At 73.2% G+C, this 25054-nt stretch carries 21 protein-coding genes; 8 read left to right on the top strand and 13 right to left on the bottom strand.

Annotated features, from left to right (window positions below; translation table 11 throughout):
- Nucleotides 1-53: 53 nt before the first annotated feature.
- Together ESG85_RS15375 and ESG85_RS15370 are read left to right on the top strand one after the other, a co-directional pair.
- Complete coding sequence (locus ESG85_RS15375) at nucleotides 54-917, top strand: SCO6745 family protein (RefSeq protein ID WP_128979585.1); 864 nt, start codon at nucleotides 54-56, stop codon at nucleotides 915-917.
- A gap of 262 nt (nucleotides 918-1179) precedes the next feature.
- The gene (locus tag ESG85_RS15370; RefSeq protein ID WP_128979583.1) at nucleotides 1180-3594 is read left to right on the top strand and encodes a Tex family protein; all 2415 of its coding nucleotides are present in this window, start codon (nucleotides 1180-1182) and stop codon (nucleotides 3592-3594) included.
- Between the two features lie 153 nt (nucleotides 3595-3747).
- Here ESG85_RS15370 and ESG85_RS15365 read toward each other — a convergent pair whose 3' ends face one another.
- Nucleotides 3748-6855, bottom strand: coding sequence for a glycoside hydrolase family 3 protein (locus tag ESG85_RS15365; protein ID WP_128979581.1), 3108 nt, complete (start codon nucleotides 6853-6855; stop codon nucleotides 3748-3750).
- Between the two features lie 286 nt (nucleotides 6856-7141).
- On the opposite strand from ESG85_RS15365, the gene ESG85_RS15360 reads away from it, so the two are divergent.
- Nucleotides 7142-8428, top strand: coding sequence for a glycoside hydrolase family 16 protein (locus ESG85_RS15360; RefSeq protein ID WP_246095052.1), 1287 nt, complete (start codon nucleotides 7142-7144; stop codon nucleotides 8426-8428).
- A gap of 262 nt (nucleotides 8429-8690) precedes the next feature.
- Here ESG85_RS15360 and ESG85_RS15355 read toward each other — a convergent pair whose 3' ends face one another.
- Nucleotides 8691-9146 carry a hypothetical protein gene (locus ESG85_RS15355; protein ID WP_128979579.1) on the bottom strand — a complete coding sequence of 152 codons (456 nt, stop codon included), beginning with the start codon at nucleotides 9144-9146 and terminating at the stop codon, nucleotides 8691-8693.
- A 187-nt stretch (nucleotides 9147-9333) separates the two neighbouring features.
- On the opposite strand from ESG85_RS15355, the gene ESG85_RS15350 reads away from it, so the two are divergent.
- Nucleotides 9334-9549, top strand: coding sequence for a hypothetical protein (locus tag ESG85_RS15350; protein WP_246095051.1), 216 nt, complete (start codon nucleotides 9334-9336; stop codon nucleotides 9547-9549).
- Between the two features lie 51 nt (nucleotides 9550-9600).
- Here the strand turns inward: ESG85_RS15350 and ESG85_RS15345 are convergent, their stop codons facing one another.
- The 6 genes from ESG85_RS15345 to ESG85_RS15320 all read right to left on the bottom strand — a co-directional run bounded on the left by ESG85_RS15345 (nucleotide 9601) and on the right by ESG85_RS15320 (nucleotide 15664).
- Nucleotides 9601-10005, bottom strand: a complete 405-nt coding sequence (locus ESG85_RS15345) for a hypothetical protein (protein ID WP_128979577.1) — start codon at nucleotides 10003-10005, stop codon at nucleotides 9601-9603.
- Complete coding sequence (locus ESG85_RS15340; protein WP_128979575.1) at nucleotides 10002-10268, bottom strand: hypothetical protein; 267 nt, start codon at nucleotides 10266-10268, stop codon at nucleotides 10002-10004. The genes ESG85_RS15345 and ESG85_RS15340 overlap by 4 nt, the downstream gene beginning before the upstream one ends.
- A complete protein-coding gene (locus ESG85_RS15335) occupies nucleotides 10268-11905 on the bottom strand; it encodes an ABC-F family ATP-binding cassette domain-containing protein (protein WP_128979573.1) in 1638 nt (545 codons plus the stop codon). Before ESG85_RS15335 ends, ESG85_RS15340 begins: the two co-directional genes overlap by 1 nt.
- 225 nt (nucleotides 11906-12130) lie before the next feature.
- Nucleotides 12131-13495, bottom strand: coding sequence for an NAD(P)/FAD-dependent oxidoreductase (locus ESG85_RS15330; RefSeq protein ID WP_128979571.1), 1365 nt, complete (start codon nucleotides 13493-13495; stop codon nucleotides 12131-12133).
- Between the two features lie 412 nt (nucleotides 13496-13907).
- On the bottom strand, nucleotides 13908-14213 hold the full coding sequence (locus ESG85_RS15325; RefSeq protein ID WP_128979569.1) for a hypothetical protein: 306 nt from the start codon (nucleotides 14211-14213) through the stop codon (nucleotides 13908-13910).
- Between the two features lie 116 nt (nucleotides 14214-14329).
- Nucleotides 14330-15664, bottom strand: a complete 1335-nt coding sequence (locus ESG85_RS15320; RefSeq protein WP_128979567.1) for a M14 family metallopeptidase — start codon at nucleotides 15662-15664, stop codon at nucleotides 14330-14332.
- Between the two features lie 203 nt (nucleotides 15665-15867).
- On the opposite strand from ESG85_RS15320, the gene ESG85_RS15315 reads away from it, so the two are divergent.
- Complete coding sequence (locus ESG85_RS15315) at nucleotides 15868-17436, top strand: M1 family metallopeptidase (RefSeq protein ID WP_128979564.1); 1569 nt, start codon at nucleotides 15868-15870, stop codon at nucleotides 17434-17436.
- Between the two features lie 275 nt (nucleotides 17437-17711).
- On the opposite strand, the gene ESG85_RS15310 is transcribed toward ESG85_RS15315, so the two are convergent.
- Complete coding sequence (locus tag ESG85_RS15310; RefSeq protein WP_128979704.1) at nucleotides 17712-18263, bottom strand: GNAT family N-acetyltransferase; 552 nt, start codon at nucleotides 18261-18263, stop codon at nucleotides 17712-17714.
- Between the two features lie 47 nt (nucleotides 18264-18310).
- Here ESG85_RS15310 and ESG85_RS15305 point away from each other — a divergent pair, with 47 nt between their 5' ends.
- Nucleotides 18311-18964 (top strand): TetR/AcrR family transcriptional regulator, encoded by a 654-nt coding sequence (locus tag ESG85_RS15305; protein WP_128979562.1) that lies wholly within the window; start codon nucleotides 18311-18313, stop codon nucleotides 18962-18964.
- A gap of 7 nt (nucleotides 18965-18971) precedes the next feature.
- On the opposite strand, the gene ESG85_RS15300 is transcribed toward ESG85_RS15305, so the two are convergent.
- Complete coding sequence (locus tag ESG85_RS15300) at nucleotides 18972-19784, bottom strand: dienelactone hydrolase family protein (protein ID WP_246095050.1); 813 nt, start codon at nucleotides 19782-19784, stop codon at nucleotides 18972-18974.
- Nucleotides 19785-20082: 298 nt separating this feature from the next.
- Here ESG85_RS15300 and ESG85_RS15295 point away from each other — a divergent pair, with 298 nt between their 5' ends.
- The gene (locus ESG85_RS15295) at nucleotides 20083-21150 is read left to right on the top strand and encodes a GlxA family transcriptional regulator (RefSeq protein ID WP_246095049.1); all 1068 of its coding nucleotides are present in this window, start codon (nucleotides 20083-20085) and stop codon (nucleotides 21148-21150) included.
- On the opposite strand, the gene ESG85_RS15290 is transcribed toward ESG85_RS15295, so the two are convergent.
- Together ESG85_RS15290 and ESG85_RS15285 are read right to left on the bottom strand one after the other, a co-directional pair.
- Entirely contained in the window at nucleotides 21102-21995 is an 894-nt protein-coding gene (locus ESG85_RS15290; protein ID WP_128979698.1) for an oxygenase MpaB family protein, read from the bottom strand. The two genes, ESG85_RS15295 and ESG85_RS15290, sit on opposite strands and share 49 nt — an antisense overlap.
- 729 nt (nucleotides 21996-22724) lie before the next feature.
- Nucleotides 22725-23213 (bottom strand): F0F1 ATP synthase subunit B family protein, encoded by a 489-nt coding sequence (locus ESG85_RS15285; RefSeq protein ID WP_128979560.1) that lies wholly within the window; start codon nucleotides 23211-23213, stop codon nucleotides 22725-22727.
- Nucleotides 23214-23396: 183 nt separating this feature from the next.
- Here ESG85_RS15285 and sph point away from each other — a divergent pair, with 183 nt between their 5' ends.
- The gene (gene sph / locus ESG85_RS15280) at nucleotides 23397-24413 is read left to right on the top strand and encodes a sphingomyelin phosphodiesterase (protein WP_128979558.1); all 1017 of its coding nucleotides are present in this window, start codon (nucleotides 23397-23399) and stop codon (nucleotides 24411-24413) included.
- 93 nt (nucleotides 24414-24506) lie between these two features.
- On the opposite strand, the gene ESG85_RS15275 is transcribed toward sph, so the two are convergent.
- The gene (locus tag ESG85_RS15275) at nucleotides 24507-24986 is read right to left on the bottom strand and encodes a hypothetical protein (RefSeq protein WP_128979556.1); all 480 of its coding nucleotides are present in this window, start codon (nucleotides 24984-24986) and stop codon (nucleotides 24507-24509) included.
- Between the last annotated feature and the right edge of the window lie 68 nt (nucleotides 24987-25054).

Below are 25054 nucleotides of genomic sequence, written 5' to 3'. Positions count from 1 at the left end.
TCCGGGCGCCCCGGACTTTCCGCCATACCGACCGGTAGGTAAGGTGCGGCCGCATGACGACTCTCCCGCCCCGCGCCGCCCGCCGCTGCGCCCACCCGGTCAACCTGCTGCACGCGACCATGTTCTTCTCGCCCGACCTGGACGGCGTGTTCAAGGAGCTCGGCTTCGAGGACGGCAGCGCCATGCGGCTGGCCGCCCGCAGCGCACCGCTCGGCGCCGTGGGCGCCGGAACGGTCGCCGCGGCCTTCTACAACTACGACCACGCCTTCCTCGCCCGGCACCTGCCGGCCGTCTGGGAGACCGCCTCGCCCGCCGAGGTCCTCGACGCCCGGCTGCGGGCCGTGGACGCCACCCTGCGGCGGCTGCTCGGCGAGGACGCCGTGGCGTCCCCCGAGATGGCCGAGGCCGCGGACCTGGCCCTGCGCGCCGCCGAGGCCTGCACCCGGCACGCCCGTCCGCTGTACGCGGGCAACGCCGACCTGCCCGTGCCGGACGCCGCGCACCTGCGGCTCTGGCACGCCACGACGCTGCTGCGCGAGCACCGCGGCGACGGCCATGTGACGGCCCTGCTGCACGCGGGCCTCGACCCGGTGGAGGCTCTGGCCAGTCACACCGCGACCGGCAAGGGCATGTCCCCGCGCTGGGTGCTCGGCACCCGCGGCTGGGGCCGCGCCGACTGGGAGGCGGCCGTGGAGCGGCTGCGGGCACGCGGGCTGCTCGACGCGGAGGGCGAGCTCACCGAGGCGGGCGCGGCCCTGCGCGAGTCCCTGGAGGAGCGGACGGACCTCCTGGACGCCGCGCCCTATGAGCACCTGGGCGCCGAGGGCACCGCCCGGCTGACGGAGCTGGTCAAGGGCTTCCTGGTGACGGCTGTGGGCGCGGGCGCGTTCCCGGCGGACCTCACCGGCAAGGCCTGAGGCGGGCCCGCGGACGGTGCCGGGCCGGGGTCGGGCGGAGGCCGGATGGAAGCCGGGCGGAGGCCGGATGGACGCCGGATGGAAGGCGGGCGGAAGCCGGGCGGGCTTCGGGACGGTGCCCGAACGGTGCCGGGCCGGGGCCGGCCGGGAGCCGCGCGGGGCGGAGTCGTACGGGCCGGGGCGGGTCGGTTGCCGCGTACGGGTGACCGACCCGGCAGAATGCATCCGCAAGCTTGAGGCACGAGAAGGCGGGTCGGACATCGTGACGACGTCCATCGAGGCAAGGATCGCCGAGGAACTCGGCGTACGCGAGCGACAGGTGAAGGCGGCCGTCGAGCTGCTCGACGGCGGTTCGACCGTGCCGTTCATCGCGCGCTACCGCAAGGAAGCGACCGAGATGCTCGACGACGCGCAGCTGCGCACCCTGGAGGAGCGGCTGCGGTATCTGCGCGAGCTGGAGGACCGGCGGACCGCCGTCCTCGACTCCGTGCGCGAGCAGGGCAAGCTGACGCCCGAACTGGAGGAGCGGATCCGGGCCGCCGACACCAAGGCGCGCCTGGAGGACATCTACCTGCCCTTCAAGCCGAAGCGGCGGACCAAGGCGCAGATCGCCCGCGAGGCCGGTCTCGGACCGCTGGCCGAGGGGCTGCTCGGCGACCCCTCGGTGGAGCCGCTCGCCGCCGCGGCCGCGTTCGTCGACGCCGACAAGGGCGTCGCGGACCCGGCGGCGGCCCTGGAGGGCGCGCGGGCCATCCTCGCGGAGCGGTTCTCCGAGGACGCCGACCTGATCGGCGAGCTGCGCGAGCGCATGTGGGGCCGGGGCCGGCTGGTCGCGAAGGTCCGGGAGGGCAAGGAGGAGGCGGGCGCGAAGTTCGCCGACTACTTCGACTTCGCCGAGCCGTTCACGGCGCTGCCCTCGCACCGGATCCTCGCGATGCTGCGCGGCGAGAAGGAGGACGTCCTCAGCCTGGAGCTGGAGCCGGAGGAGCCCGTCGACGGTGCCGCGGCGACCTCGGCGACGTCCTCGTACGAGCCGATCGTGGCCGCCCGCTTCGGCGTGGCCGACCGCGGCCGGCCCGGTGACAAGTGGCTCCTGGACACCGTCCGCTGGGCCTGGCGCACCCGCATCCTGGTCCATCTCGGCATCGACCTGCGGCTGCGGCTGCGCACGGCCGCCGAGGACGAGGCGGTCCGGGTCTTCGCGGCGAACCTGCGCGACCTGCTGCTCGCCGCCCCGGCCGGCACCCGCGCGACGCTGGGCCTCGACCCGGGTTTCCGTACGGGCGTGAAGGTCGCGGTCGTCGACGCGACCGGCAAGGTCGTCGCCACGGACACGATCCACCCGCACGTCCCGGCGAACAGGTGGGACGAGTCGCTGGCGAAGCTGGCGCGGCTGGCGAAGGAGCACGCCGTCGAGCTGGTCGCCATCGGCAACGGCACCGCGTCCCGCGAGACGGACAAGCTGGCCGGTGAACTCATCGCGAAGCACCCTGAGTTGAAGCTGACGAAGGTGATGGTCTCCGAGGCCGGTGCTTCGGTCTACTCGGCGTCCGCGTTCGCCTCGCAGGAACTCCCGGACCTGGACGTGTCGTTGCGCGGCGCCGTGTCGATCGCGCGGCGGCTGCAGGACCCGCTGGCCGAGCTGGTGAAGATCGACCCGAAGTCCATCGGCGTCGGCCAGTACCAGCACGACCTGTCCGAGGTGAAGCTCTCCCGCTCCCTCGACGCGGTCGTCGAGGACTGTGTGAACGGCGTCGGCGTCGACGTCAACACCGCCTCCGCGCCGCTCCTTTCACGCGTGTCCGGGATCGGCGCGGGCCTCGCCGAGAACATCGTGGCGCACCGCGACGCCAACGGCCCGTTCCGCTCCCGCCGCGCGCTGAAGGACGTGCCGCGGCTCGGCCCCAAGGCGTACGAGCAGTGCGCGGGCTTCCTGCGCATCCGTGGCGGCGACGACCCGCTGGACGCGTCGGCGGTGCACCCGGAGGCGTACCCGGTGGTGCGCCGCATGGTGAAGACGGCGGGCGGCGAGGTCGGCGCGCTGATCGGGAACACCGGTGTGCTGCGTTCGCTGCGCGCGGACGACTACGTCGACGAGACCTTCGGCCTGCCGACGGTGACCGACATCCTGAGGGAGCTGGAGAAGCCGGGCCGCGACCCGCGTCCGGCGTTCCGCACGGCCACCTTCAAGGAGGGCGTGGAGAAGATCGGCGACCTGTCCTCCGGCATGGTCCTCGAAGGCGTCGTCACCAATGTCGCCGCGTTCGGCGCGTTCGTCGACATCGGCGTCCACCAGGATGGTCTGGTGCACGTCTCGGCGATGTCGAAGACCTTCGTCAAGGACCCGCGTGACGTGGTGAAGCCGGGCGACGTGGTCAAGGTGAAGGTCCTGGACGTCGACATCCCGCGCAAGCGGATCTCGCTGACGCTGCGCCTCGACGACGAGGCGGCGGCCGAGTCCGGTGCCGGCGCCGGGGAGCGCGCTCCCCGGCGCGAGCGCGGCGGTCGCCCGCCCCAGCAGCGCCGCGGTGGCGGCGGGGGTGGTGGCGGTGGCGGCAACCGGGACCGGGCCCAGGCCCCCGCGCCGGCGAACAGCGCGATGGCCGACGCCCTGCGCAAGGCGGGCCTGCTGAACGAGGGCGGCGCGGGCGACCGCGGCCGCCGCGGAAAGCGCTGAGGCAGGCAGGCGCCGACACGGTCCGGGCGTCGGGAGCGGAGCCACGCCCCCGAAGCCCGGACGGCCGGCCGGTCGGGCCCGGACAGCAGGGACCCGACCGCCTCCCGTGGCGGAGGGCGGCCCGCCGGGGCCGCCCTCCGGTGCCGCCGGTCGTCAGCCGGCCGCGCGGTAGGCCTCGGTCAGCCTGCCGACCGCGCCCGTCGGGTCGCCGGTCAGCAGCAGGTGGTCCGCGTCGGCGAACGGCTTCGACGTCGCCTCCGTCACGCGCTGCCCGATGCGGTCCTGGACGATCAGCCGGGCCTTTCCGACGAGGTGCCGGGCCGCGGCGGAGTCGCCGTGGCCGGCCTTCTGCAGGGCCCTGGCCGCCAGGCCGATCGCCCGCAGCGCGGGCTCACCGCCCGTCGGGGTGCCGCGGAGCGTGGTGAGGCCCCAGCCGTACGGGAACTGGGGGTCGTAGCGCGCGTCGCCGACGTTCAGCGGCAGCTGGTCCTCCGACTTCGGCCAGCTGACCGGCAGTCGTCCGGTGAAGGGCTCGCGGCCGTACAGGACGTCGGCCACGCCGTCTCCCTCGGTGCCCGGCAGCCAGGACGCCACCAGGGCGTCGATCGCGGGCAGCCGGTCCCCGATCAGCTGCGGACGGCCGGAGACGACGAGGACCGCGCACGGCATGGCGGCGCAGACCCGGTCGACGGCCGCCTTGTCGGCCGCGCCGAGCTCCAGGTCGTGCCCGTTGCCGACGTCGCCCATGCCCTCCGCGTACGGCGTCTCGCCGACCACGACCACGCCGACGTCGTGTCCCGCGGTGGGCTCGGAGGCGTCCTCGGAGTACGTGAGCGCGGTGCCGGGGGCGGCGGACCTGCGCATGGCCTCCAGGATCGTGGTGCCGGTGGTCGTCCGGCCCGAGGCGCCCTGCCAGGTGACGGTCCAGCCGCCCGCCTGGTTGCCGAGGTCGTCCGCGTTCGAGCCCGCCACGTACACCTTCTGGTCCGGCCTGAGCGGCAGGACGCCGCCCTCGTTCTTCAGCAGGACCTGCGAGGCTGCCGCCGCCTTCCGTGCCACGGCGCGGTGCTGCGCCGAGCCGACGGAGGCCAGGTGGGTGGTGTCCGCGTACGGCTTCTCGAAGAGGCCGAGGCGGAACTTCTGCGTGAGGATCCGGGCGACGGCGTCGTCGATGCGGGCGGTGGGGATGCGGCCCGCCCGCGTCTCGGCGACGAGGGTCCGCGTGAACTCCTGGTAGTTCGTCGGCACCATGATCATGTCGAGGCCGGCGTTGACCGAGGTGCGCACGTCGCTCGGGTAGTCGCCGGGGATCTGGTCGATGGCCTGCCAGTCGCTGATGACGAAGCCCTCGAAGCCCATCCGGTCCTTGAGCACGCCGTTGATCATCTCGGCGTTGGCGTGCATCTTCACGGGGCCCTGGTCGTCGCCGAGGATGTCGAGCGAGGAGTAGGAGGGCATGACGGTGCCCACGCCGTGCTTCACGGACTCGGCGAACGGCGCGAGGTGGACGGCCTCCAGCTCCTCGCGGGTGACCCGGGTGACGCCCTGGTCGATGGTGTACGAGCCGGTGGTCGACGAGCCGAAGGCCGTACCGCCGTCGCCGACGAAGTGCTTCGCGCCGGCCAGCACCTTGTCGTCGCGGTCGAGGTCCCGGCCGTCGGCGGCGCCCTGCATGCCGTCGATCACGGTCTCCATGGCGATGACGAGTGCGGGGTCCTCGCCGAAGGACTCGTAGGAGCGGCCCCAGCGTTCGTCCCGGGTCACGCAGAGACAGGGGGCGAAGTCCCAGGGCACGCCGGTGGCCCGGACCTCCTTGGCCGTGACGGCGCCGGTACGGGCGGCGAGACCGGGGTCGCGCGCGGCGCCGATGCCGATGTTGTGCGGCATGATCGTCGATCCGACGACGTTGTTGTGCCCGTGCACGGCGTCCACGCCGTAGATCAGCGGGATCTGCAGCCGGGTGGCCCGGGTGCGCAGCTGGTACGCGTCGACCATCCGCGCCCACGCCTCGGGCGTGTTGGGCGTGGGGACCGAGCCGCCGCCGGAGAGCAGGGAGCCGAGGCCGTAGCCGGCGATGTCGCCGGATGAGCGCAGGGCGTTGCGCTCGGCCTGGGTCATCTGACCGGCCTTCTCCTCCAGGGTCATCCGCGCGAGCAGGTCGGCGACCCGCTTCTTCACCGGAAGCCGCTTGTCGAGGTACGGCAGTCCGTGCGCGTCGACGGCGACGACCGGGGTCTCCGCGGGTGCCTTCGCACCCTGGACGGTCAGCTTCAGGGGGATCGTCTCGGCCTCTTCGCCGGTCCGGTCCTTCAGTGTCGTCACGGTGACGGACCGGGTCGTGCCCGAGGGCGTCCCGGCGGGGAAGACGACGGTGCCGCTGACCGGACGGTAGTCCGTTCCGGGCTTCGCCGGGCCGCCGTCGTCCGTCGCGTAGGCGACCGTGACCGCTTCGTCGGTCGGCCGGCCGGCCGTCGTGGCGACCTGGATGTCGATCCGGGCGGTGCCGCCCTCCTTCACGGGGTGCACCACCTGGCCGGTCACGACCCGGGTGTCGAGGGCCGGTTCGGCCTTGCCGTACAGCTCGACGCCGTCGACGGCGAAGCCGCCGGGCGAGCCGGTGGGCAGCGTGAGCGCGTAGCCCCACATCGCGTCGAGGCCGAGGACCTGGTCGATGCCGCCGACGGGCTGGTAGTCCGCGCGGTACCGGAACGCGGAGAACGGGATCTCGACGAGGTGCCAGCCCTCCCAGTCGTCGGTGAAGGAGGTCGTCCACAGCTCGGACGCCTCGCCGTTCGCTCCGCCGTCCTTGATCTCGAAGTTGATCCGCTTGCCGGATCCGGGCGGCAGCGGGGCGGTGTTCTGGCCGTACCACCAGAACCGGATGCCCTGGTGCGCGGTCCAGTTCCGGGCCGGCTGGTCGAAGGCGAAGTCGTGGGAGAAGCCGCCCCAGCCGCTGATGTCGTAGCGGCCTTCGAGGACCTTGGCGCCCTCGGGGGCGTCCGCGCGCTCGGCGAGGGTGAGGGCGGGATGGTCGTCCGTGTCGCTGCCCCAGGTGAAGAGGCCCTCGGCGGGCGGTCCCGCGAACGGGACCTCGCCCTCGAAGCGGTCGACGGCCCGGGGCGCCGGCTCGTCCTCGGCGGCCGGGGCGGCGGCACTGGGCGCGGCGCCGGCGAGCAGCCCGGCGAGGACGGTGGTGGCGGCGGTGACGGCGAGCGTGAGCACGCCCGCCCTTCTTCGGCGACGCGGGTGCGGGTGCGGCATGCGGGCTCCTGGGGAGAGGGGCGGGGAGAGGGCGACGCGGCGTCGGCCCGTCCGCCGGTGGCTCGCGCGACGCACGCGGCCCGGTCATGACCAGGCGCACGCCAAGTCTTTCCTTAAGCTGTGAAGTTATGGAGACATCCGATCCTCCGTCAACCCTCGTGCATACAACTCCCGAACACGCCAAGCGGGTTGAGGACGGATGTGACGCAAGGTCTTGTCGACCCGGTCCAGACCATGGCAGCCTTCGTTGCCGTCCACGACTCCCCCACCATCGGCGGTGACAACGATGTCCGCACCAACGATGTCCCCTTCCTCCTCACGGAGATCGCGCCTGCTCCTCGCCCTCGGCGTCGGGTTCGCCGCACTGGCGGCCCTGGTGAGCCCCTCGGTGCAGACGGCCGCGGCCGCGCCGACGGCACCGGCCGGCGACGTGGCCGTCCAGGCCACCACCACGTTCCGCGACGAGTTCGACGCCCCGGCGGGCACCCCGGTCGACGGCTCCAAGTGGAACCTGGAGACCGGCGACAACGTGAACAACCACGAGCGGCAGTACTACACGAACTCGACCCGCAACGCCGTGCACGACGGCCAGGGCAACCTGGTGATCACGGCGCGGCGGGAGAACCCGGGCAACTACACCTGCTGGTACGGCCGTTGCGAGTACACCTCGGCCCGGCTCAACACGTCCGGCAAGTTCACCCAGAAGTACGGCACCTTCGAGGCCCGCCTGAAGATGTCACGCGGCCAGGGCATGTGGCCCGCGTTCTGGCTGCTCGGCGACAACATCGGAAGCGTCGGCTGGCCGCAGAGCGGCGAGATCGACGTCATGGAGAACGTCGGCTTCGAGCCGAACACCGTGCACGGCACCCTCCACGGCCCCGGCTACTCGGGCGGCGGCGGCATCGGCGCCGGCTACTCGATCGGCTCGCCCTTCGCGGACGGCTTCCACACCTTCCGCGTCGAGTGGACGCCGGAGAAGCTGGTGTGGAAGGTCGACGGCGTCACGTACCAGACCCGGACGCCCGCCGATCTCGGCGGTCGGCAGTGGGTGTTCGACCACCCGTTCTTCCTCATCCTCAACCTCGCGGTCGGCGGCGACTGGCCGGGCAACCCGGACGGCAGCACGCCGATGCCGAACTCCCTGACCGTCGACTACGTGCGGGTCACCGACGACCAGCCGGCCCCGCCGACCGGCGGCGGGCAGATCACCGGCCTCGGGGGCAAGTGCGTGGACGTGGCCGGGGCGAACACGGCCAACGGCACTCCGGTCCAGCTGTACGACTGCAACGGCACCGCGGCCCAGAAGTGGACCGTGCACAGCGACGGTTCGATCCGCGCGCTCGGCAAGTGCCTGGATGTCACGGCCGGTTCGACGGCGGACGGAGCCAAGCTCCAGCTCTACGACTGCAACGGCACCGGCGCCCAGAAGTGGCGCGTGGAAGCGGCCAGGGACATCGTGAACGTCGCGGCGGACAAGTGCCTGGACGTCCCGAACAGCAACGCGGCCAACGGCACCCGGCTGCAGATCTGGACGTGCAACGGCACGGCGGCGCAGAAGTGGACGGTGGGGTGAGGGGGCGACCCGGGGGCTGAGCCCGCGAAACCGGGGGCCTGGCCCGCGGTGGTGGCCGAGGGCGCCCTTCCGGCGTCCTCGGCCTCGGTTCCCGTAGGCCTGCGCCACCCCTGCGGGTCATGCGCCGGATTCTCGGGGCTTGACACTGCCGGGGCCGGCCGAAACTGCCCTTGCGACGGGCAGGCACACGGGCGACAGAACCCCGTGGACGCGATGCCCACGGGGTTCTGCGCTGCTCGGCCGGCCGAGTGGGAGGCCGGCGTCACTTCCCGCACTTGACCTTGAAGCCGTCCAGCAGAGCCTTGCCGGCATCGGAGTTGTCGCGTACGTACACGCTACCGCTGATGCTGATCGAGGTGTCACTGATCGAGATGGGCTCGCTACCGGTCCGCTCGTTGCGGGGGTCCTCTCCGGCGACCGTCCAGATGATCTGGGACTGGTCCTTGTTGAACTCGCCGGTGCTGGTCACGTCCGGCTTGTCATACACACCTTCACATTCGTACTCATGATGCGAGACGCTGTTGCCCTTGACGACCAACTGGCCAAGGTCGGACGTGCCGTTGACGTCCTTGATGTAGTAGGTACCGTCGCGCTTGCTGCCACTGGCGCCGTCGCTGCTTCCGCTGCAGGCGGTGAGTATGAGTGAGCCCGCGGCCAGGGCCCCGATGGACACGGCGATCTTGGCCTGCGTCCTCCGCGTGGTCCTGGTGATGCTCATGGCGTTCCCCGTTCGTTCGTTCGTTCGTTCTGGATAGTCGCTTTGAGATGGAAGGCGAGTCAAACATCTTACGGATGGGCGACTTTGACTGACCGCGACTGCCTGTCAGGTGCCTTCTCGGAGGTTGTCGAGCCGATGTTCAGGCAGCGCCAGCGCGGCCTCGGCCTGTGCGGCGAGGTCATCGGGCTTGCGGATGCGGCTCTGCCGCTACCCGCGCAGCCTCTACCCGGCCGGCGTGCGCATCGCCGTCGTCCGCGACAACTTCTCCCCGCATCTGACCACCAAGCGCTGCCGGCGGGTCGCAGACCGGACCGAGGCCAACAACGTCGAGATCACCTACACCCCGAACGAGGAGTCCGGCTCCGCGGCTCCCGTCCCGGCTCGCGGAGCCGGGACGGCGTGAGGGCCCGGTCGACGACGGTGGTCGACCGGGGCCTCACCGATGTCCGCGTGGTCACGGCACGAAGCGCAGCGCCCAGTCCGCACGGTTGGCGACCGTCAGGTCGTCGTCGTCCGTCATCGGGCCGAGGAGCCGCTGAGCGGTCTTCGGGTCGGCCTGCACCAGGTCGACGATCTCCGCGGCCAGGCCGTCCTGGTCGTCGCCGAGGTCGACGGCCGAGGCCCGCACGAGGACCGGGAGGCGGTCGGGGCCGCCGAGGGCGGCGATGACGCCGCCGAGGAGCTCGCGGGCGTAGGAGTTGCGGTCGGCGACCGCGCGGTCGAGTTCGGCTTCGAGGCGCGGCAGCAGCCCGCGGTCGCCCGACGCCGCGATCTCGTCGGCGAGGTCGATCGTCTCGTCGACGTCGGCCTCGAGGTCGTCCAGCATCTCGATCAGCCGGGTCACACGGTCGTCGGTCATGGTGCCTCCTGGAATGCGCCGTCCATCAGGACGGGTACCACGGTGGACGCGTCGATCCCGGCGGCCACCTCCACGTCCTGCGAACAGCCGTACGCGTACGGTTCACGGCCCGGGTCGCCGCCGCGCAGGGCGACGACCGGGTCCTCCGTGGCCGCCACGGGCGGCCCGGAGCTGAGGGTGCGGGTTCCCGCCCCGCACGGGGCGGACGCGCCGGACGCCACCCCACCGGTCACGCCGGCCGGCGTGCTCGGCTCGGGAGGCATCAGAGTTCGGTGACCTTTCCCGCCGCGACCTCGACGCGCCGCGTCGTGCGGACCGCGTCCAGCATGCGGCGGTCGTGCGTGACGAGCAGCAGCGTGCCGTCGTACGACTCGAGGGCCGACTCCAGCTGTTCGATGGCCGGCAGGTCGAGGTGGTTGGTCGGCTCGTCGAGGACGAGCAGGTTCACTCCCCGGCCCTGGAGCAGGGCCAGCGCGGCCCGGGTGCGCTCGCCGGGCGAGAGCGTGGTGGCCGGCCGCAGCACGTGAGCGGCCTTGAGGCCGAACTTGGCGAGCAGGGTGCGGACGTCCGCCGGTTCGGTCTCGGGCACGGCGGCGCAGAAGGCGTCGAGCAGGGTCTCGGTGCCGTGGAACAGCTTGCGGGCCTGGTCGACCTCTCCGACGACGACGCCAGGGCCCAGGGCCGCGTCACCGGCGTCCAGCGGCAGCCGGCCGAGCAGCGCGGCGAGCAGGGTGGACTTGCCCGCGCCGTTGGCGCCGGTGATGGCGACCCGGTCGGCCCAGTCGACCTGGAGGGTGACCGGCCCGAAGGCGAAGTCGCCGCGACGGACCTCGGCGTCGCGCAGGGTCGCCACGACGGCGCCCGAGCGGGGCGCGGCGGCGATCTCCATGCGCAGCTCCCACTCCTTGCGCGGCTCCTCGACGACGTCCAGGCGCTCGATCATGCGCTGGGTCTGGCGGGCCTTGGCCGCCTGCTTCTCGCTGGACTCGCCGCGCAGCTTCTTCCCGATCTTGTCGTTGTCGGTGGCCTTGCGGCGGGCGTTGCGGACGCCCTTGTCCATCCAGTTGCGCTGCATGAGGGCGCGTGCTTCGAGGGAGGCCTTCTTGTCGGCGAACTCCTCGTAGTCCTCGCGGGCGTGGCGGCGGGCGGTGGCCCGCTCCTCCAGGTACGCCTCGTAGCCGCCGCCGTAGAGCGTGATCCGCTGCTGGGCGAGATCGAGTTCCAGGACCTTGGTGACGGTACGGGTGAGGAACTCGCGGTCGTGGCTGATGACGACGGTGCCGGCGCGCAGACCCTGTACGAAGGCCTCGAGGCGCTCCAGGCCGTCGAGGTCGAGGTCGTTGGTGGGCTCGTCGAGGAGAAAGACGTCGTAGCGGGAGAGGAGCAGGGACGCGAGTCCGGCGCGGGCGGCCTGGCCGCCGGAGAGACCGGTCATCGGCTGGTCGAGACCGACGGTGAGGCCGAGGGAGTCGGTGATCTCCTCGGCCCGCTCGTCGAGGTCGGCGCCGCCGAGGTCGAGCCAGCGCTCCAGGCTGACGGCGTACGCGTCGTCGGCGCCGGGCGCGCCGTCGACGAGGCCCTGGGTGGCCTCGTCCATCGCGGCCTGGGCGGCGGCGACGCCGGTACGGCGGGCCAGGAACTCCCGGACGGTCTCGCCCTCGCGCCGCTCCGGCTCCTGCGGGAGGTGACCGACGGAGGCGGTGGGCGGCGACAGCCGCAGCTCGCCCTCCTCCGGAGTGTCGAGGCCGGCGAGCAGCCTGAGCAGCGTGGATTTGCCGGCGCCGTTGACGCCGACGAGGCCGATCACGTCTCCGGGGGCGACGACGAGGTCGAGCCCGGAGAAGAGGGAGCGCTCGCCGTGGCCGGCGGCGAGGTTCTTGGCGACGAGAGTGGCAGTCATCAGGCCACGAATCCTACGTGGCGAGCGGCGGGGCGCGGGGCCATGGGCGGCGTGCCCGCCGCTGCGGGTCAGGCCGGGGCCCCGGTGAGGCGGGTCCGGGGCGGGGCCGCCTGCGAGGCCCGGCCGGGGGCCGCCTGGAAGGCCGGCCGGGGGACTCGGCGGTCATGTCGTGGAGGTTGGCTCAGATCACTCCACGCCATGCCGGATCAGGCGCCGTGCCGACCTTCAGGAGTCCCCGCGCAGGCCCCGACGGAGTGCCCGCCGGGCCAGCGTCCTGCTGCCGTTGAAGAAGTCGTTGAACCGGTCCAGCCCCCAGATGGCCCGGAGGACGAACGGTTGCATCAGCAGTGACATCGACGGCGGGTACTTCGAGGCGTCCGACCAGATGCCGGCGAGGTCCTCCGACATCTCACCGTCGACGATGTAGTCGGCGAGCTGGTGGGCCACGTACGGCACCTGACAGAGGCCGTGGCCGTTGCAGGCCATCGAGTAGAAGACGTTGTCGCCGACCTGCCCGGCGATCGCCAGCCAGTCCGGGCTGATGCCGATCCAGCCGCCCCAGGCCCGCTCGATGGCCACGTCGGACAGCGACGGGAACCGGTCGGCCAGGTCCTTCCCCATGTCCCGCACCACACCGGGATCCGGGACCCGGTCCGGGAGCGGGTAGGTCCGGCCCCGCTGTGCTCGGCGGACCCCACAGACGATGGTGTTGCGCTCGGTGAGCCGGTAGTGGGTCATCAACTGGTGCTGGGTGATGATGCCGGACCGACTGGTCCAGTCCAGCTCGGCGAGCCGTTCCGGCGCGATGGGTTCCGACTCGATCTCGATGACGTACAGCGGCGTCGCGAGGTTCTTGGGCGTGATGTCCCACTCGCCGCCGTAGACGCTGGTGGCGAGCACCACCTTGTTGGCCCGCACGGTGCCGTCCGGCGTCGTGATCTCGACGGTGCTGCCCGTCCGCCGGACATCGCTCACCCGCGTCCGCTCGAAGACCGTGGCCGAGGAGGCGAGCAGCGCGCGACGCACACCACGCGCGAGCTTGCCCGGGTTCAGCATCCCGCCGATGGATTCTCGCATCCCGCCCACGAAGCCGGCGGGGAGGCCGAGTTCCTCTCTGCTGCCGACGGTCCCGTGCCCGCCGAAGGCGCGCAGGATCGCCGCCTGAGTGCGCACCCTGAGCATCATGAGCGGTGAGACCGCACCCCAGACGAGTCCGTTCGCCACGTAGTCGCAGTCGATGTCGTGCGTCTTCATGAGGTTTTCCACGTAGCGGCCGGCGTGCTCCGCCAGTTTGGTCATGATCGGCATTTTCCTCGGGGACTGGAGGCTGAGCATCCGCAGGTCGCCACCGGGCGCCCCGGCGATCTGACCGCCGTTGCGCGAGGCCGAGCCGTAGCCGCAGAACTCGGCCTCCAGGAGGACCACGTCCTGGTCGCGCTCCGCGAGGCGCAGGGCCGCAGCCATGCCGCCCATGCCGCCGCCGATGACGGCGATGTCACAGGTGAGGTCGCCGTCCAGCGCGGGTCGCACGTCGTCCGGCGGGTCGATCCAGCCGGTGAAGTTGCTGTACTTCGTGCCGTCGGTCCTCATGCTGTCCCTTTGGGTGGGGGGCCTGTCCTTCTTCCTGCTCCGCGTCAAGGCATGCTCGGCATGGACTTCGCCTGCGGTGGCTGCCTCGTACCTCACTGTCGACGGCCACGGCCGCCGCGAGAACGACACTGGGCACCTGCTTTCCTTGCGGACGGTGCACGGTGCACAGGCCCGTCGTGTCCATGGCGGCGGAGGTGCGAGACGCCGTCGACGAGTTCGACCTGGTGATCATCGGAGCGGGAGTCTTCGCGATCGGCGCGGCCGGCTCTTTCAGCCGAGGGTCCCCGCCCCGGCCGGGCCTCACAGCCCCACGACGGACGCCCGCCCCGGGGCCGTACGGCTCCGGGGCGGGCGTCTGCGATCACGCGAGGTGTGGTCGCGCCGGCTCAGGGGCGGCGCGGCCCGGGCTCGCTCAGCGCGGGAACGGCTTGGACGCGCTGTTGTCCGAGTCCTCGCACGCCTTGGCCTTCTTCTCCAGGGCGGTGGCCTGGGCGCGGGCCTTGCGAGCGGCCTGCCGCTCGCCCAGGCGGTCGAGCTTCGCGGCCTTGGCGCGCAGCTCGTGGGCCTGGGTCCGCAGCTCGGTGGGCTTGCAGATGACGTGACCGGCCGCCTGGGCGGGCGGTGCGGTCACGGCCTGGCCGAGCAGCAGGCCCCCGGCCAGCAGCGTCGTGGCGGCCAGGGCCGACAGGGTGCGGCGCAGCGGCGTCGCGTTCGTCATGGTTCTCTCCAACTTCCGGACCGATCGGGCCCGTTCAGGTATGGTCAATACCGGTGAGTAACCATAACCCGAAATGATCACCTCGAAGACCGTCACCCGCCGTGCTCACCGGCTCCTCAACAGCTCTCCACAGGCTCTCCGCGAGTCAGCCCGTACGCGGCGCGCGGGTCGAGCAGCAGAGGGACGAGGGCTCGCTGCGACTGCCGCAGCGGGACGAGCACCCCGCCACCCTCCGCGCTACGTACGACGATCCCGTGCAGCGTCAACTCGTCTGCCACTGGGGCATACTGAGCGTCCGTCAGGCGATAGGCGCAGGGCGGGTCCCGGAGGATCTCGGCGGGTTCGGCCGGGTCGTTGTCGGCGCCGCCCAGGAGGATCGGTCCGCGGCCGGCGAGGCCGGCCGCGCGGGCCCGTGCGGTGGCCGCGGTCAGCCGCCCCCTCCGCGCGTCGAGGTAGGCGAACGTCCCGTCGAGCGCGGCCCGTTGGGTGGCGACCCGGCGGCGGTGGTTGAGGGCGGGGTCGTCCTTCTCGGCCGGTTCGCGGGCGTCCTCGCGGGCCTCGGCGAGCAGTCCGACAGCGTGCTTGACGCCCGCCGTGTTGCGCAGGATGCGCTCCTGGCCGTCCCCGGCGACCTGTCTGACCGGCTTTCCGGTGAAGGGGTCCGTCCAGATGCCGTAGATGCCGCTGCTGAAGCCCGCGAGCCCGGCGGCGGGGCGCACGTACGACTCGGAGAGGGTGCGGGACTCGTCGTGGACGGACGCGTGGGTGTTGAGGTTGCGCGGCCAGAGGACGAGCAGGTCCTTGTCGTAGGAGGGCGGTGTGGCGCCGTACTCGTGGAGGTCGTGGACGAGTTCGGGCCGCCGGTCGCGGATCACGGCGGCGAGGGCCCTCGCCTCGGCGGTGCGCAGGGCGAGGTGGTCGCGGTTGATGTCGACGCCGTCGCCGTTGCCGCGGGTGTTCGCCTCACGGCCGTCGGGGTTCGCCGTGGGCACGACCAGGAGGGTGGTGCGGGCCAGGAACTGCCGGGTCCCCTGGCCGCGGTCGTACGCGAGGTCGCGCAGGGTGCTCAGACAGGCCTCACGGCCCGCGGGTTCGTCACCGTGCTGGCTGCAGACGAGGAGCACGGTGGTCGGGCCGGTGCCGAGGGTGGCGAGGCGCAGCGGCCGGCCCTGCGCGGTGTGGCCGATCGTGCGGACGGAGAGGCGGGGGCTCGACCGGTCGACGGCGGCGAGGAAGGCCGTCTCCTCGTCCTCGCCGGTCCAGCGGGCGCCGCCGCTCTCCTCGAAGCCGGTGCGCGGCGGAGGGGGCGGGAGCGCCCGGTCGGCCGCCTCGGTGGGGGCGGTGAGGAGCGGCAGGCCGAGGGCGGCGGCGCCCGCCGTGACCAGGAGCACCCGCCGCGGGGTGCGGAGGCCGCGCCGGAAGGTGCGGAGCGTGCGGGACGTCGTCGGCATGGGGCGGAACGTACCCCGGTCGACTCCGGTGCAAAAGAGTGCCGTCACGGACAAGCGGTGCGGGCGGTTCATGTCGGCCGAATGGCGATCATGTGACGGGGGGTGCTCTGGACGTGACGGCCCGTCGCAGGCCTGAATAGTGTCGCACTAAGGACCGACGACCACCCGTGCGTCTTACGTTTCTTATGACTTGGGGAGCACCTGTGCACCGCAGAATCATCGTCCCGAGCGCCCTCGCGGCCTCCCTGCTGCTGGCGATCCCGGCATCGGCGGCCGACTTCACCGCAGGCGCGCCGGGCATCGGCGACTCCTACTACCCCGCCAGCGGGAACGGCGGCTACGACGTCTCCCACTACGACCTGCGGCTGACCTACCAGCCCGCGACGGACCTGCTGGAGGGCACGGCGACGATCCTCGCCACCACCAGGCAGAACCTCTCCCGCTTCAACCTCGACCTGGGGCTCAAGGTGAGCGAGGTGCGGGTGAACGGCCGCGTCGCGAAGTTCGCCGCCTCGGGCGACCACGAGCTGGAAGTGACCCCGGCCGTCCCGCTCGAGAAGAACAAGTCGGTCTCGGTCGTGGTGCGTTACGCGGGCAAGCCCTCGGAGCTGAAGATCGGCGGCTGGAGCGCCTGGCACCGCACCCCGGACGGCGGCGTTGCGGCGCAGGAGCCGGATTCGGCGGTCTGGTGGTTCCCGTCCAACGACCACCCGCTGGACAAGGCCACCTTCGACGTCTCGATCGCGGTGCCGGACGGAACGCAGGCGATCAGCAACGGCGTCCTGCAGTCGCAGTCCTCCCGGCTGGGCTGGACCCGCTACAACTGGCGCTCCAACAAGCCGCAGGCGACGTACCTCGCCACGCTCGCGGTGGGCAGGTTCGACATCACCACCGACCGGACGGCGAACGGCCTGCCGGTCCTCAACGCCTACAGCAAGGACCTCGGCGACAACGACGGCGCCGCGCGCGCCTCGATCGAGCGCACCACCGAGGTCGCGGAGTGGCTGGAGTCGGTCTACGGCCCGTACCCCTTCAACTCCCTCGGCGGCTACGTCCCGAACGTGACCAGCGGTTACGCCCTGGAGACGCAGACCCGGCCGTTCTACAGCCCGCGCCAGTTCGCCAACGGCGCGAACGTCTCCGTCGTCGTGCACGAGCTGGCCCACCAGTGGTACGGCGACAGCGTGTCGGTCGCCGACTGGAAGGACATCTGGGTCAACGAGGGCTTCGCCCGCTACAGCCAGTGGCTGTGGTCGGAGAAGGAGGGCGAGGGCACGGCCCAGGAGCTCGCCGACTACGTCTATCAGACGCGGGCGGCGGACGACCCGTTCTGGACGGTGAAGCCGGGCGACCCGGGCCCGGACGACCAGTTCCACATCGCCGTGTACGACCGGGGCGCGCTGGCGCTCCAGGCACTGCGCAACGAGATCGGCGACGAGGACTTCTTCGCCGTTCTGAAGGGCTGGCCGCAGAAGTTCGCGTACGGCAACGCGCGCGTGTCCGACTTCGTGAAGTACGCGGAGCGGGTCTCGGGCAAGCCGCTCGCCGAGCTCTTCGACACCTGGCTCTACCAGCCGGTGAAGCCCTCGGCTCCGGCGGCGGCCGAGGCCGGCCTCGCGGCGGCGCCGTCGGCGGCGGCTCGGGGCGCGGCTCCGGGGAAGACGGCCTCGGCCCGTACGGCGCCCGGCGCGACGCCGGCGAAGCCGGTGCAGCCGAAGTCGTGGAAGAAGATCGCGGCGACGAACACGATCCATGAGCACGACGCGCACTGACACGGGCTGACGCCGGGCACGCGGCGCGCATGCGTGCGGCGTGCGGCGTGTGCGCTGCGTGCGTGCGGCCGTGCGTGCTGCGCGCGTGCGGCCGGCCGCACCCCGGCGTGCGTCGCGCGCACGGACCGGCGCCTTCGTCCCGCGGTCGGGCGGGACGGAGGCGCCTTTCGTCGTCGCCGCTCCCTCGGGCACGGCGCCGGGAGAGGCGTCGTCGTCGGTCAGCTCCGGCGGGCCTTCTCCCTCGGGCACGACACCTGAAGAGGCGCCGCCGTCCCTCAGTTCCGGCGGGCCTTCCACTCGCGGGCGAGGACGGCCCACAGCTGCTTGTCGTGGCGGGCGCCGCCGTAGGGCCAGGCCTCGCGCCGGGTGCCCTCCAGGGTCATGCCGAGGCGTTCGGCCACGGCGGAGCTGCGGGCGTTGTCGGCGCGGCAGTGCCACTCGGCGCGGTGCAGACCGCGCTCGACGAGCGCCCAGTCCAGCAGGGCGGCGCAGGCCTCGGTGACCAGACCGTGGCCCTCCCCCGCGGGTTCGAGCCAGCAGCCCAGCTCACAGTTGCCGCCGGCCGCGTCGAAGGCGGTGAACATGACGCCGCCGACCAGGATGCCGTCGAGCCAGATGCCGTGGAGACGGCCGCCGTCGGCCGCCTGCCGCTCGCCGTAGCGGACCAGCGTGGCCCGGGCTCCTTCGACGTCGTCGGTGACGAAGGCCCGGCCGACCCACGGCCGGATGTGCTCGCGCGCCCGGTCCAGGTGGGCGGCGAACTCCTCGGCGTGCCAGGCCTCCAGCGGACGGAGCTCGGCGTTGTCCCGCAGCGGGAGGGCGAACATGAGGACCCCATTCACACAACAAGCGTTATGACTATTACCGTAGCAGCATGGCACGAACCAAGGGCGACCACGAGGCCCGGCGGCGCGAGGTCTCCGAGGCGGTCTGGCGGGTCCTCGCCGCCCAGGGCTTCGGCGGACTCACGCTGCGCGCCGTCGCCACCGAGCTGGGCGCCACCACCGGCCTGCTGACCCACTACTTTCCGGCCAAACGCGACCTGGTCCGGCACGCCCTCGACCTGCTCGACGCGCGCACCACGTCGCGCCCCCGCCGGGCCGGCGGACCGGGTCTCGCCGCCGTACGGGCCGCGCTCCTGGACATCCTGCCGCTGACGCCCGAGGCCACGGCGAGCAACCGGATCTGGGTCTCCTCCTGGGACACCGCGCTCGCGGACCCCGGCCTGAGCGAGGACCACGCCGCCCGGTACGCCCGCGGCCGGGCGCGGCTGGCCGCGCTGATCGCGACGGCGCAGGAACGGGGCGAACTCCCTGCGGGCGATCCCGGCCGCCTGGCGGCCGGCGCGCAGTCCTTCGCTCTCGGTCTGGTGGTCCAGGCCCTGCTCGGCCCGGCGGACTTCCCGCCGGAGCGCCAGCGCGAGCTGGTCGACGACTATCTGGCGGCACTGGCGACTCCGGCGGCCCCTGAGGCTTCTGCGACCCCTGAGGCTTCTGAGGCCCCTGAGGCCCCTGCCGCAGGCTCCTGATCGGGCGTCAGGCGGTCTCCGGGCGCAGGCGTTCGGCGAGGAAGGCGAGGATCTCGTCGCGGGCCCGGACCGTGGGATGGCCCGTCTCGTCGACGAGATGGGCGGTGACGACGCCGTGCGGGGTGCCGACGAGTTCGGCGAAGAAGGGCGGCGGGGCCGGGTTGGCGGCGGTGTCCGGGAGGACGCGGCCGTCGAAGGAGTCGCCGAGCAGCGCCCGGTAGGCGGCGAAGCGCCGACCCGTGCACCAGCGGTCGCCCTCGAAGCGGTAGGCGAGGACGGTGAGTCCGTCACGGGCGAGCCGGTCGCGCACCGCACGCGCGTCCGCGGCGTCGAGTTCGAGGCCGCCCGGGTCGTCGAGCGGCAGCGACGGGTGGTTGACCACGGGGGCGATCACCGCCGGCTCCAGGGCCATGGTCAGGGCGAAGTTGCCGGTGAAGCACAGGCCGATCGCGCCGACACCGGGCCCTCCGCACGCGGCGTGGGCCTGGCGGGCCAGGCCGCGCAGCCACGCCGTGACGGGACTGGTGCCGCCCCCGGCGAAGGCCCGGAACTCCGCGCTCACGCAGGCACGGCGGACGACCTCGCTGCCGCCCTCGACGGTGGGGAAGGCCCCGTCCGTCCCGAACAGGGAGGGCACGTGGACGGTGAAGCCCGCGTCCCGCACCCAGCGCGCGAGCCGCAGGACGTCGGGGCTGATGCCGGGCATCTCGGGCAGCACGACCACCGCGGGCCCGTCCCCGGCCACGTACACCGTCTTCTCGACCCCGTCGACGGCCATGCTGCGGCGGGTGAAATCGCTGATCGGATCGTTGTTGGTCACGGAGGAGAGCGTGCCGGGTCGCAGGCGTCCGGAGGAGGGGCGGGATCGCCGAGGTCACGGGTAATCTCGCCACACAAGGAGGGGCGACGGGGGTGACGGTCTGGGCGGACCGGACGGGGCCGGAGGGCTCGGCCAGACCGGCAGGCCGGAACCAGGCGGACGAGGAGCACAGGACGGACGGGCCGGGCGAGGCAGACAACTCACGAGACGGACGGCTCACGAGGCGGACGGCTCACGAGGCCGCCGACGATCGCCCCCGTCGAACGCGTCGAACGCGTCGGCGGAGCACGCGGAAGGCATGACCATGACGACACGGCGCGCGGACGGGCACCGGCGGCCGGCCCCCGCCTCGGACGAGCACACGAAGGGCAGCTCGGACGCGGCGGCGCTGCGGGTCGGCGTGCTCGCCTATCCCGGGTGCTTCGCCTCGGAGGTCTTCGGCATCCCCGACCTGCTGACCATGGCCGCACACGTCGCCGGGCCGGGCGGGCCCGGGTACGAGGTGTCGGTCGTCTCGCCGCGCCGTCGGGTCGCCGCCTCGGGCGGCACGAGCCTGGACGTGCGTCCGCCGCGTGAGGTCGACGTCCTCGTCGTGCCCGGTTTCGAGCTCGTCCCCGGCGACGACCTCGACGCGCGCCTCGCCCTGCTCGGCCCCGAGGTCGCGGTGATCCGCGCGCGGGCCGCCGCCGGCACCGCGGTCGTGTCGCTCTGCGTCGGCGCGTTCCTGCTCGCCGAGGCGGGACTGCTGGACGGGCGCCGGGCCACCACGTCCTGGCTGTACGCCGACGAGCTGGCCGGGCGCTGCCCGGGCACCGACGTCCGGCCCGAGCGGCTGGTCGTCACCGACGCGGGCGTGACGACCACCGCCGCCTTCACGGCCATGTACGACTTCGCGCTGGACCTGATCCGCCGGCACAGCGGCGCCCGGGTGGCCAGGGCCACCGCACGGGTGGCGCTCGTCGACGACGCCCGGAGTTCCCAGACCCCGTACGTCGACCCGCGGCTCCTGCCCCAGCCGGGCGGCGACTTCTCGCAGCGCGTCATGCGGCGGCTCGACCGGGACCTCGCCGAGCGGTACGACCTCGGCGCGCTCGCGGACGCCTTCGGGGTCAGCACCCGCACGCTGCTGCGCCGCTTCGCCGAGGAGACCGGGCGCAGCCCGCTGGCGCATCTCCAGGCGTCCCGGGTCCGCCGGGCCCGTCACCTCCTGGAGACCACCGACCGCACCGTCGCCGCCGTCGCGGCGGCCGTCGGCTACCGCGACCCCGGCACCTTCGCCGCCCTCTTCGCCCGTCACACGGGCCACCGCCCGAGCGCCTACCGCTCGGTGTTCCGCCGTTCGAAGGTCGCCCCGGGCAGGCCCTGACGCTGTCGACCGGCCGTGTCGGACCCGCGGTGGCGCGCCTCGCGGCGGGCGTTCGCACGGGCCTCGCGGGCCAGCGGGAGGTAGCGCAGCCGTTCGGGGAGCAGGGGGACGACGATCCGTACGACGCGGGCGAGGCGGCGGAGCCGGCGTTCCTGGTCCCGCGACCATTCCAGGCCGATCGCGGCGCGGGCTTCCGGAGGCATGAGTCCGGCGGTGAGGAAGGCGCGGGTCCGCAGGAAGGGGCGGCGGAGCAGCGGCCACAGGGCGGCGAGGACGACCCGTACGGGCAGCGGGCCGCGATCGGGCGCGGGTACGGCGGCGTCGGTGGCGACCAGTTCGCGGACGACGGCGGTGGCCTCGAGCTCCTCGTCGAGGACCCGGCGGTAGTACGGCCAGAACTCCTCGATCGACTGGGGCATGTCCCGGTCGTGGATGCCGAGGATCCGGCCGACCTGGAGCCACTCCGCGTAGAGCTGCCGTTCCTGGGCGTCGGTGAGGGGGCGGGCGAGGTAGCGGAGGCCGTGGCGGTACACGGGGTAGCCGGTGGCGTGCACCCAGGCGTAGTAGGCGGGGTCGAGCGCGTGGTAGCGGCGGCCGTGGGCGTCGGTGCCCTGGATCTCCTTGTGGAGCGCGCGCAGCCTGCGGCCCTCCTCGGCGGCCCGCTCGCCGCCGTAGATCCACAGCTGGAGGGAGCGCAGCGAGCGCTCGCCGCGGCCCCACGGGTCCGTGCGGAAGACGGAGTGGTCGTCGACGCCCGCGCCGATGGCGGGGTGGGCGACCTGCATGGTGAGCGCCGCGGGCAGCATGAGCAGGGCCCGTATGTCACCAGCGAGCGTCCAGAGCACCCCGCCGACGGGCGGCGGCACGGGCTCGGGGCGCGGTGCCCGCGGGCGTGATCCCGGAGCACGCCCCGGGCGCGCGTCCGGGGCCACGGGCACCTGCGACGGGGCCTGCTCGCGAACCTGGTCCCGGACCCGGGCCTGGGTCTGGACCCGAGCCTGGGTCTGGTCGCGGGCCTGGGCCTGGTCGTGTGCCTGATCCCGGACCCGGGCCTGGGCCTGGTCGTGGCCCTGGACCCGCTCCCGCTCCAGCTCCAGCTCCGGCGAGCCTGTGGGGCCGTGCGGCGCCGTCGGGCCGGCTCCCGGGTGCGGGATCGCTCGTTCGTGCGGGGTGTGGTCGTCGTGGTCCGTCAACTCGGTGTCCCTCTCGTTCTCCCAGGCTGCCCGGCTCCCGCGCGGCGGGCAAGGCCCCCGGACCGGGCGGACGGGGGCCGCCGGCGGCGGAGGCCCCGGTCGGCACCGGTCGGCACCCCGTCCCGCCGGCCCGGTCGGCACGGCGTCCGGTCGGCAGCGGGCCGGGCGCCGTGCCCGGCGGGCTCCCGGCGTACGGCGACCGGCGTACGGCGACCGGCGCTCGGAGTCGAGGCGTCCCGGGTGACGCAGCACGGCACGGCGCAGCACGGCGTCCGTCGCACGGCGTGCGTTCGCGGCGCGTCCGGTGTGGATACGACGCGGGGCCGCGGCCCGGGCCTGTCGGCGGCCCGGGGCGCGGCCCCTGCGCGTGTGCGTGGTGCGTCAGGCGCGCTCGGCGCCGACCGGCTCGCCGACGATGCGGCCGGCCAGGGAGCGGGCCCAGGCGTCGACGTCACCGGCGAGCTCGCGCTCGGCGGCCTCGCGCTCGACGGAGATCTGCTCGTGGCCGGAGGCGAGGATGCGGTCGCGCTCGGCGATGCCCTCGGCGCGGGCGGCGGCGATGGCCTTCGAGCCCTCCTCGGTGGCCTGGGCGCGAATGCGCGCGGCGTCGTGGCGGGCCTCGGCGAGCTCGGCCTCGTACTGCTCGCGGATGGCGGTGGCCTCGGCACGCAGGTCGTCGGCACGCTCGGTGCCGCCTTCGATGGCGTCCTCACGCTCGGCGAGCGTGCGCTTGATCTTCGGCAGGATCCCCTTGGCCAGGATCAGGAAGGTCAGGCCGAAGAGGACGGCGCCGAGGATGAGCTCGGCCCAGACCGGGTTGAGCGGTCCCAGGTCGGTGGGGAAGATCTGCGAGTTCTGCGCGAGGGTCATGCGCGCATCCTACCTGGTCGCAAAACTCCTATTTCCGGCAGATCCCGGGGAGAGGCCGGAGAGTTGGCGCGTTCGTGCGATCCACGCAAGATTCGCGGCATCCAGAGGCTACCGGAAGGTAACCGCGGCTGATTTGATGTGCGGCGCCCGGTCCAACCCCCCACCCTCACTCGGGAGTTCATCGTGCGTACCTCCGCGCTCCGCCGCCTGCCCGGCGCCGCACTCTCGGCCGCGCTGGCCGCGGCCACCCTGACCGCCGCCGCACCCTCCGCCTCGGCCACCGCGGCCACGAACGCCACCGCGCCGGCCTCCGCCGCGACGCCGGACCTGAAGGTGCTGACGTACAACGTCTTCCTGTTCTCCAAGACGCTCTACCCGAACTGGGGCCAGGACCACCGGGCCGCCGCGATCCCCGCGACCTCCTTCTTCCAGGGCCAGGACGTGGTCGTGCTCCAGGAGGCCTTCGACAACTCCTCCTCCGAGGCCCTCAAGAGCAGGGCGGCCGCCCGGTACCCGCACCAGACGCCCGTCGTGGGCCGCTCCACGTCGGGCTGGGACGCCACCGGGGGCGCCTACTCCGCCATGACGCCCGAGGACGGCGGTGTGACGATCCTCAGCAAGTGGCCGATCGTCCGCAAGGAGCAGTACGTCTACAAGGACGCCTGCGGCTCCGACTGGTACTCGAACAAGGGTTTCGCGTACGCGGTGCTCGACGTCAACGGCACCAAGGTGCACGTGGTCGGCACCCACACCCAGTCCACCGACCCGGGCTGCTCGGCCGGAGAGGCGGCGCAGACGCGCAGCCGGCAGTTCCGGAACATCGACGCGTTCCTCGACGCCAAGAACATCCCGGCGAACGAGCAGGTGATCGTCGCGGGCGACATGAACGTGGACTCGCGCACGCCGGAGTACGCCACGATGCTCGCCGACGCGGGCCTGGCCGGCGCGGACGCCCGCACCGGTCACCCGTACTCCTTCGACACGGCGCTGAACTCGATCGCCCGCGACCGCTACCCGAGCGATCCGCGCGAGGACCTCGACTACATCCTCTTCCGCGCCGGGAACGCCCGCCCGACGGGCTGGACGAACAACGTGATCCCGGAGCAGACCGCGCCGTGGACCGTGTCCAGCTGGGGCACGAAGTACACCTACACGAACCTCAGCGACCACTACCCGGTGACGGGCCGGTCGGCGAGCTGACGGGCCCCCGCCGGACCGCCACCGGCGACCGGCGGCCGGGACCCGGGCGCCGTGGCCGTGAGGATCCCACGGCGCCCGCCCGCGCGGGCACGGCTACAGCGCGCCGCCGAAGACCGCGTACGCCCACAGCGCGACGACGACGCCCACGCACATGAGGACCACCCACGAGCCGACGCCGGTGTGGCGCCCCCTGCCCGGGCGGGCCGCCTTCGTGGCCTTCGGGGACCGCGTCGCCCTCGCCGGGCGCGACGGTCTGGAGGCCCCGGCCGTCGAAGGCGCGGCGTCGGCGGCGGTCTCGGCGAGCAGCCGACGGCAGACCGTGGCCAGCTCGGCGGTGCCGGAGGTCAGGTCCACGACGGCCTCGAGCCGGGCGGGTGCGGTCGTCCCGCCGTCGAGTATCCGGCCGGCCCGGACCCGCGCCTGGTCCTTGCCGCCGGTGGGCGCCAGACTGATCCAGCGCCGCACGTGCTCGCCGCGGATCACCACGCCGCCGTCACGCTCGCGGTACACGGTGTGCTCCCGCCACAGGAGCCGGGCCAACTCGGTGGCCGTCTCCCTGAGTTGCGCCTGCATGCGCCCCCTCCCCTACCTACCCCTGAATTCGAACAGGCGCATGACTCTAGCGCCCGCCGCACGTCTCC

It is taken from the genome of Streptomyces roseicoloratus, from assembly GCF_004117935.1.
Lineage (GTDB): Bacteria > Actinomycetota > Actinomycetes > Streptomycetales > Streptomycetaceae > Streptomyces > Streptomyces roseicoloratus.
This window is presented reverse-complemented; position numbering and strand designations above follow the sequence as displayed.

Excerpts from the sequence above, each read along its gene's own strand:
- ESG85_RS15365 (WP_128979581.1), bottom strand. The coding sequence starts at position 6,855 with ATGCCGCACCCGCACCCGCGTCGCCGAAGAAGGGCGGGCGTGCTCACG.
- ESG85_RS15335 (WP_128979573.1), bottom strand. The coding sequence starts at position 11,905 with ATGACTGCCACTCTCGTCGCCAAGAACCTCGCCGCCGGCCACGGCGAG.
- ESG85_RS15295 (WP_246095049.1), top strand. The coding sequence starts at position 20,083 with ATGACCATGACGACACGGCGCGCGGACGGGCACCGGCGGCCGGCCCCC.
- ESG85_RS15275 (WP_128979556.1), bottom strand. The coding sequence starts at position 24,986 with ATGCAGGCGCAACTCAGGGAGACGGCCACCGAGTTGGCCCGGCTCCTG.
- ESG85_RS15310 (WP_128979704.1), bottom strand. The coding sequence starts at position 18,263 with ATGTTCGCCCTCCCGCTGCGGGACAACGCCGAGCTCCGTCCGCTGGAG.
- ESG85_RS15325 (WP_128979569.1), bottom strand. The coding sequence starts at position 14,213 with ATGACGAACGCGACGCCGCTGCGCCGCACCCTGTCGGCCCTGGCCGCC.
- ESG85_RS15305 (WP_128979562.1), top strand. The coding sequence starts at position 18,311 with ATGGCACGAACCAAGGGCGACCACGAGGCCCGGCGGCGCGAGGTCTCC.
- ESG85_RS15340 (WP_128979575.1), bottom strand. The coding sequence starts at position 10,268 with ATGCCTCCCGAGCCGAGCACGCCGGCCGGCGTGACCGGTGGGGTGGCG.
- ESG85_RS15330 (WP_128979571.1), bottom strand. The coding sequence starts at position 13,495 with ATGAGGACCGACGGCACGAAGTACAGCAACTTCACCGGCTGGATCGAC.
- ESG85_RS15285 (WP_128979560.1), bottom strand. The coding sequence starts at position 23,213 with ATGACCCTCGCGCAGAACTCGCAGATCTTCCCCACCGACCTGGGACCG.
- ESG85_RS15360 (WP_246095052.1), top strand. The coding sequence starts at position 7,142 with ATGTCCGCACCAACGATGTCCCCTTCCTCCTCACGGAGATCGCGCCTG.
- ESG85_RS15375 (WP_128979585.1), top strand. The coding sequence starts at position 54 with ATGACGACTCTCCCGCCCCGCGCCGCCCGCCGCTGCGCCCACCCGGTC.
- ESG85_RS15355 (WP_128979579.1), bottom strand. The coding sequence starts at position 9,146 with ATGAGCATCACCAGGACCACGCGGAGGACGCAGGCCAAGATCGCCGTG.
- ESG85_RS15320 (WP_128979567.1), bottom strand. The coding sequence starts at position 15,664 with ATGCCGACGACGTCCCGCACGCTCCGCACCTTCCGGCGCGGCCTCCGC.
- ESG85_RS15345 (WP_128979577.1), bottom strand. The coding sequence starts at position 10,005 with ATGACCGACGACCGTGTGACCCGGCTGATCGAGATGCTGGACGACCTC.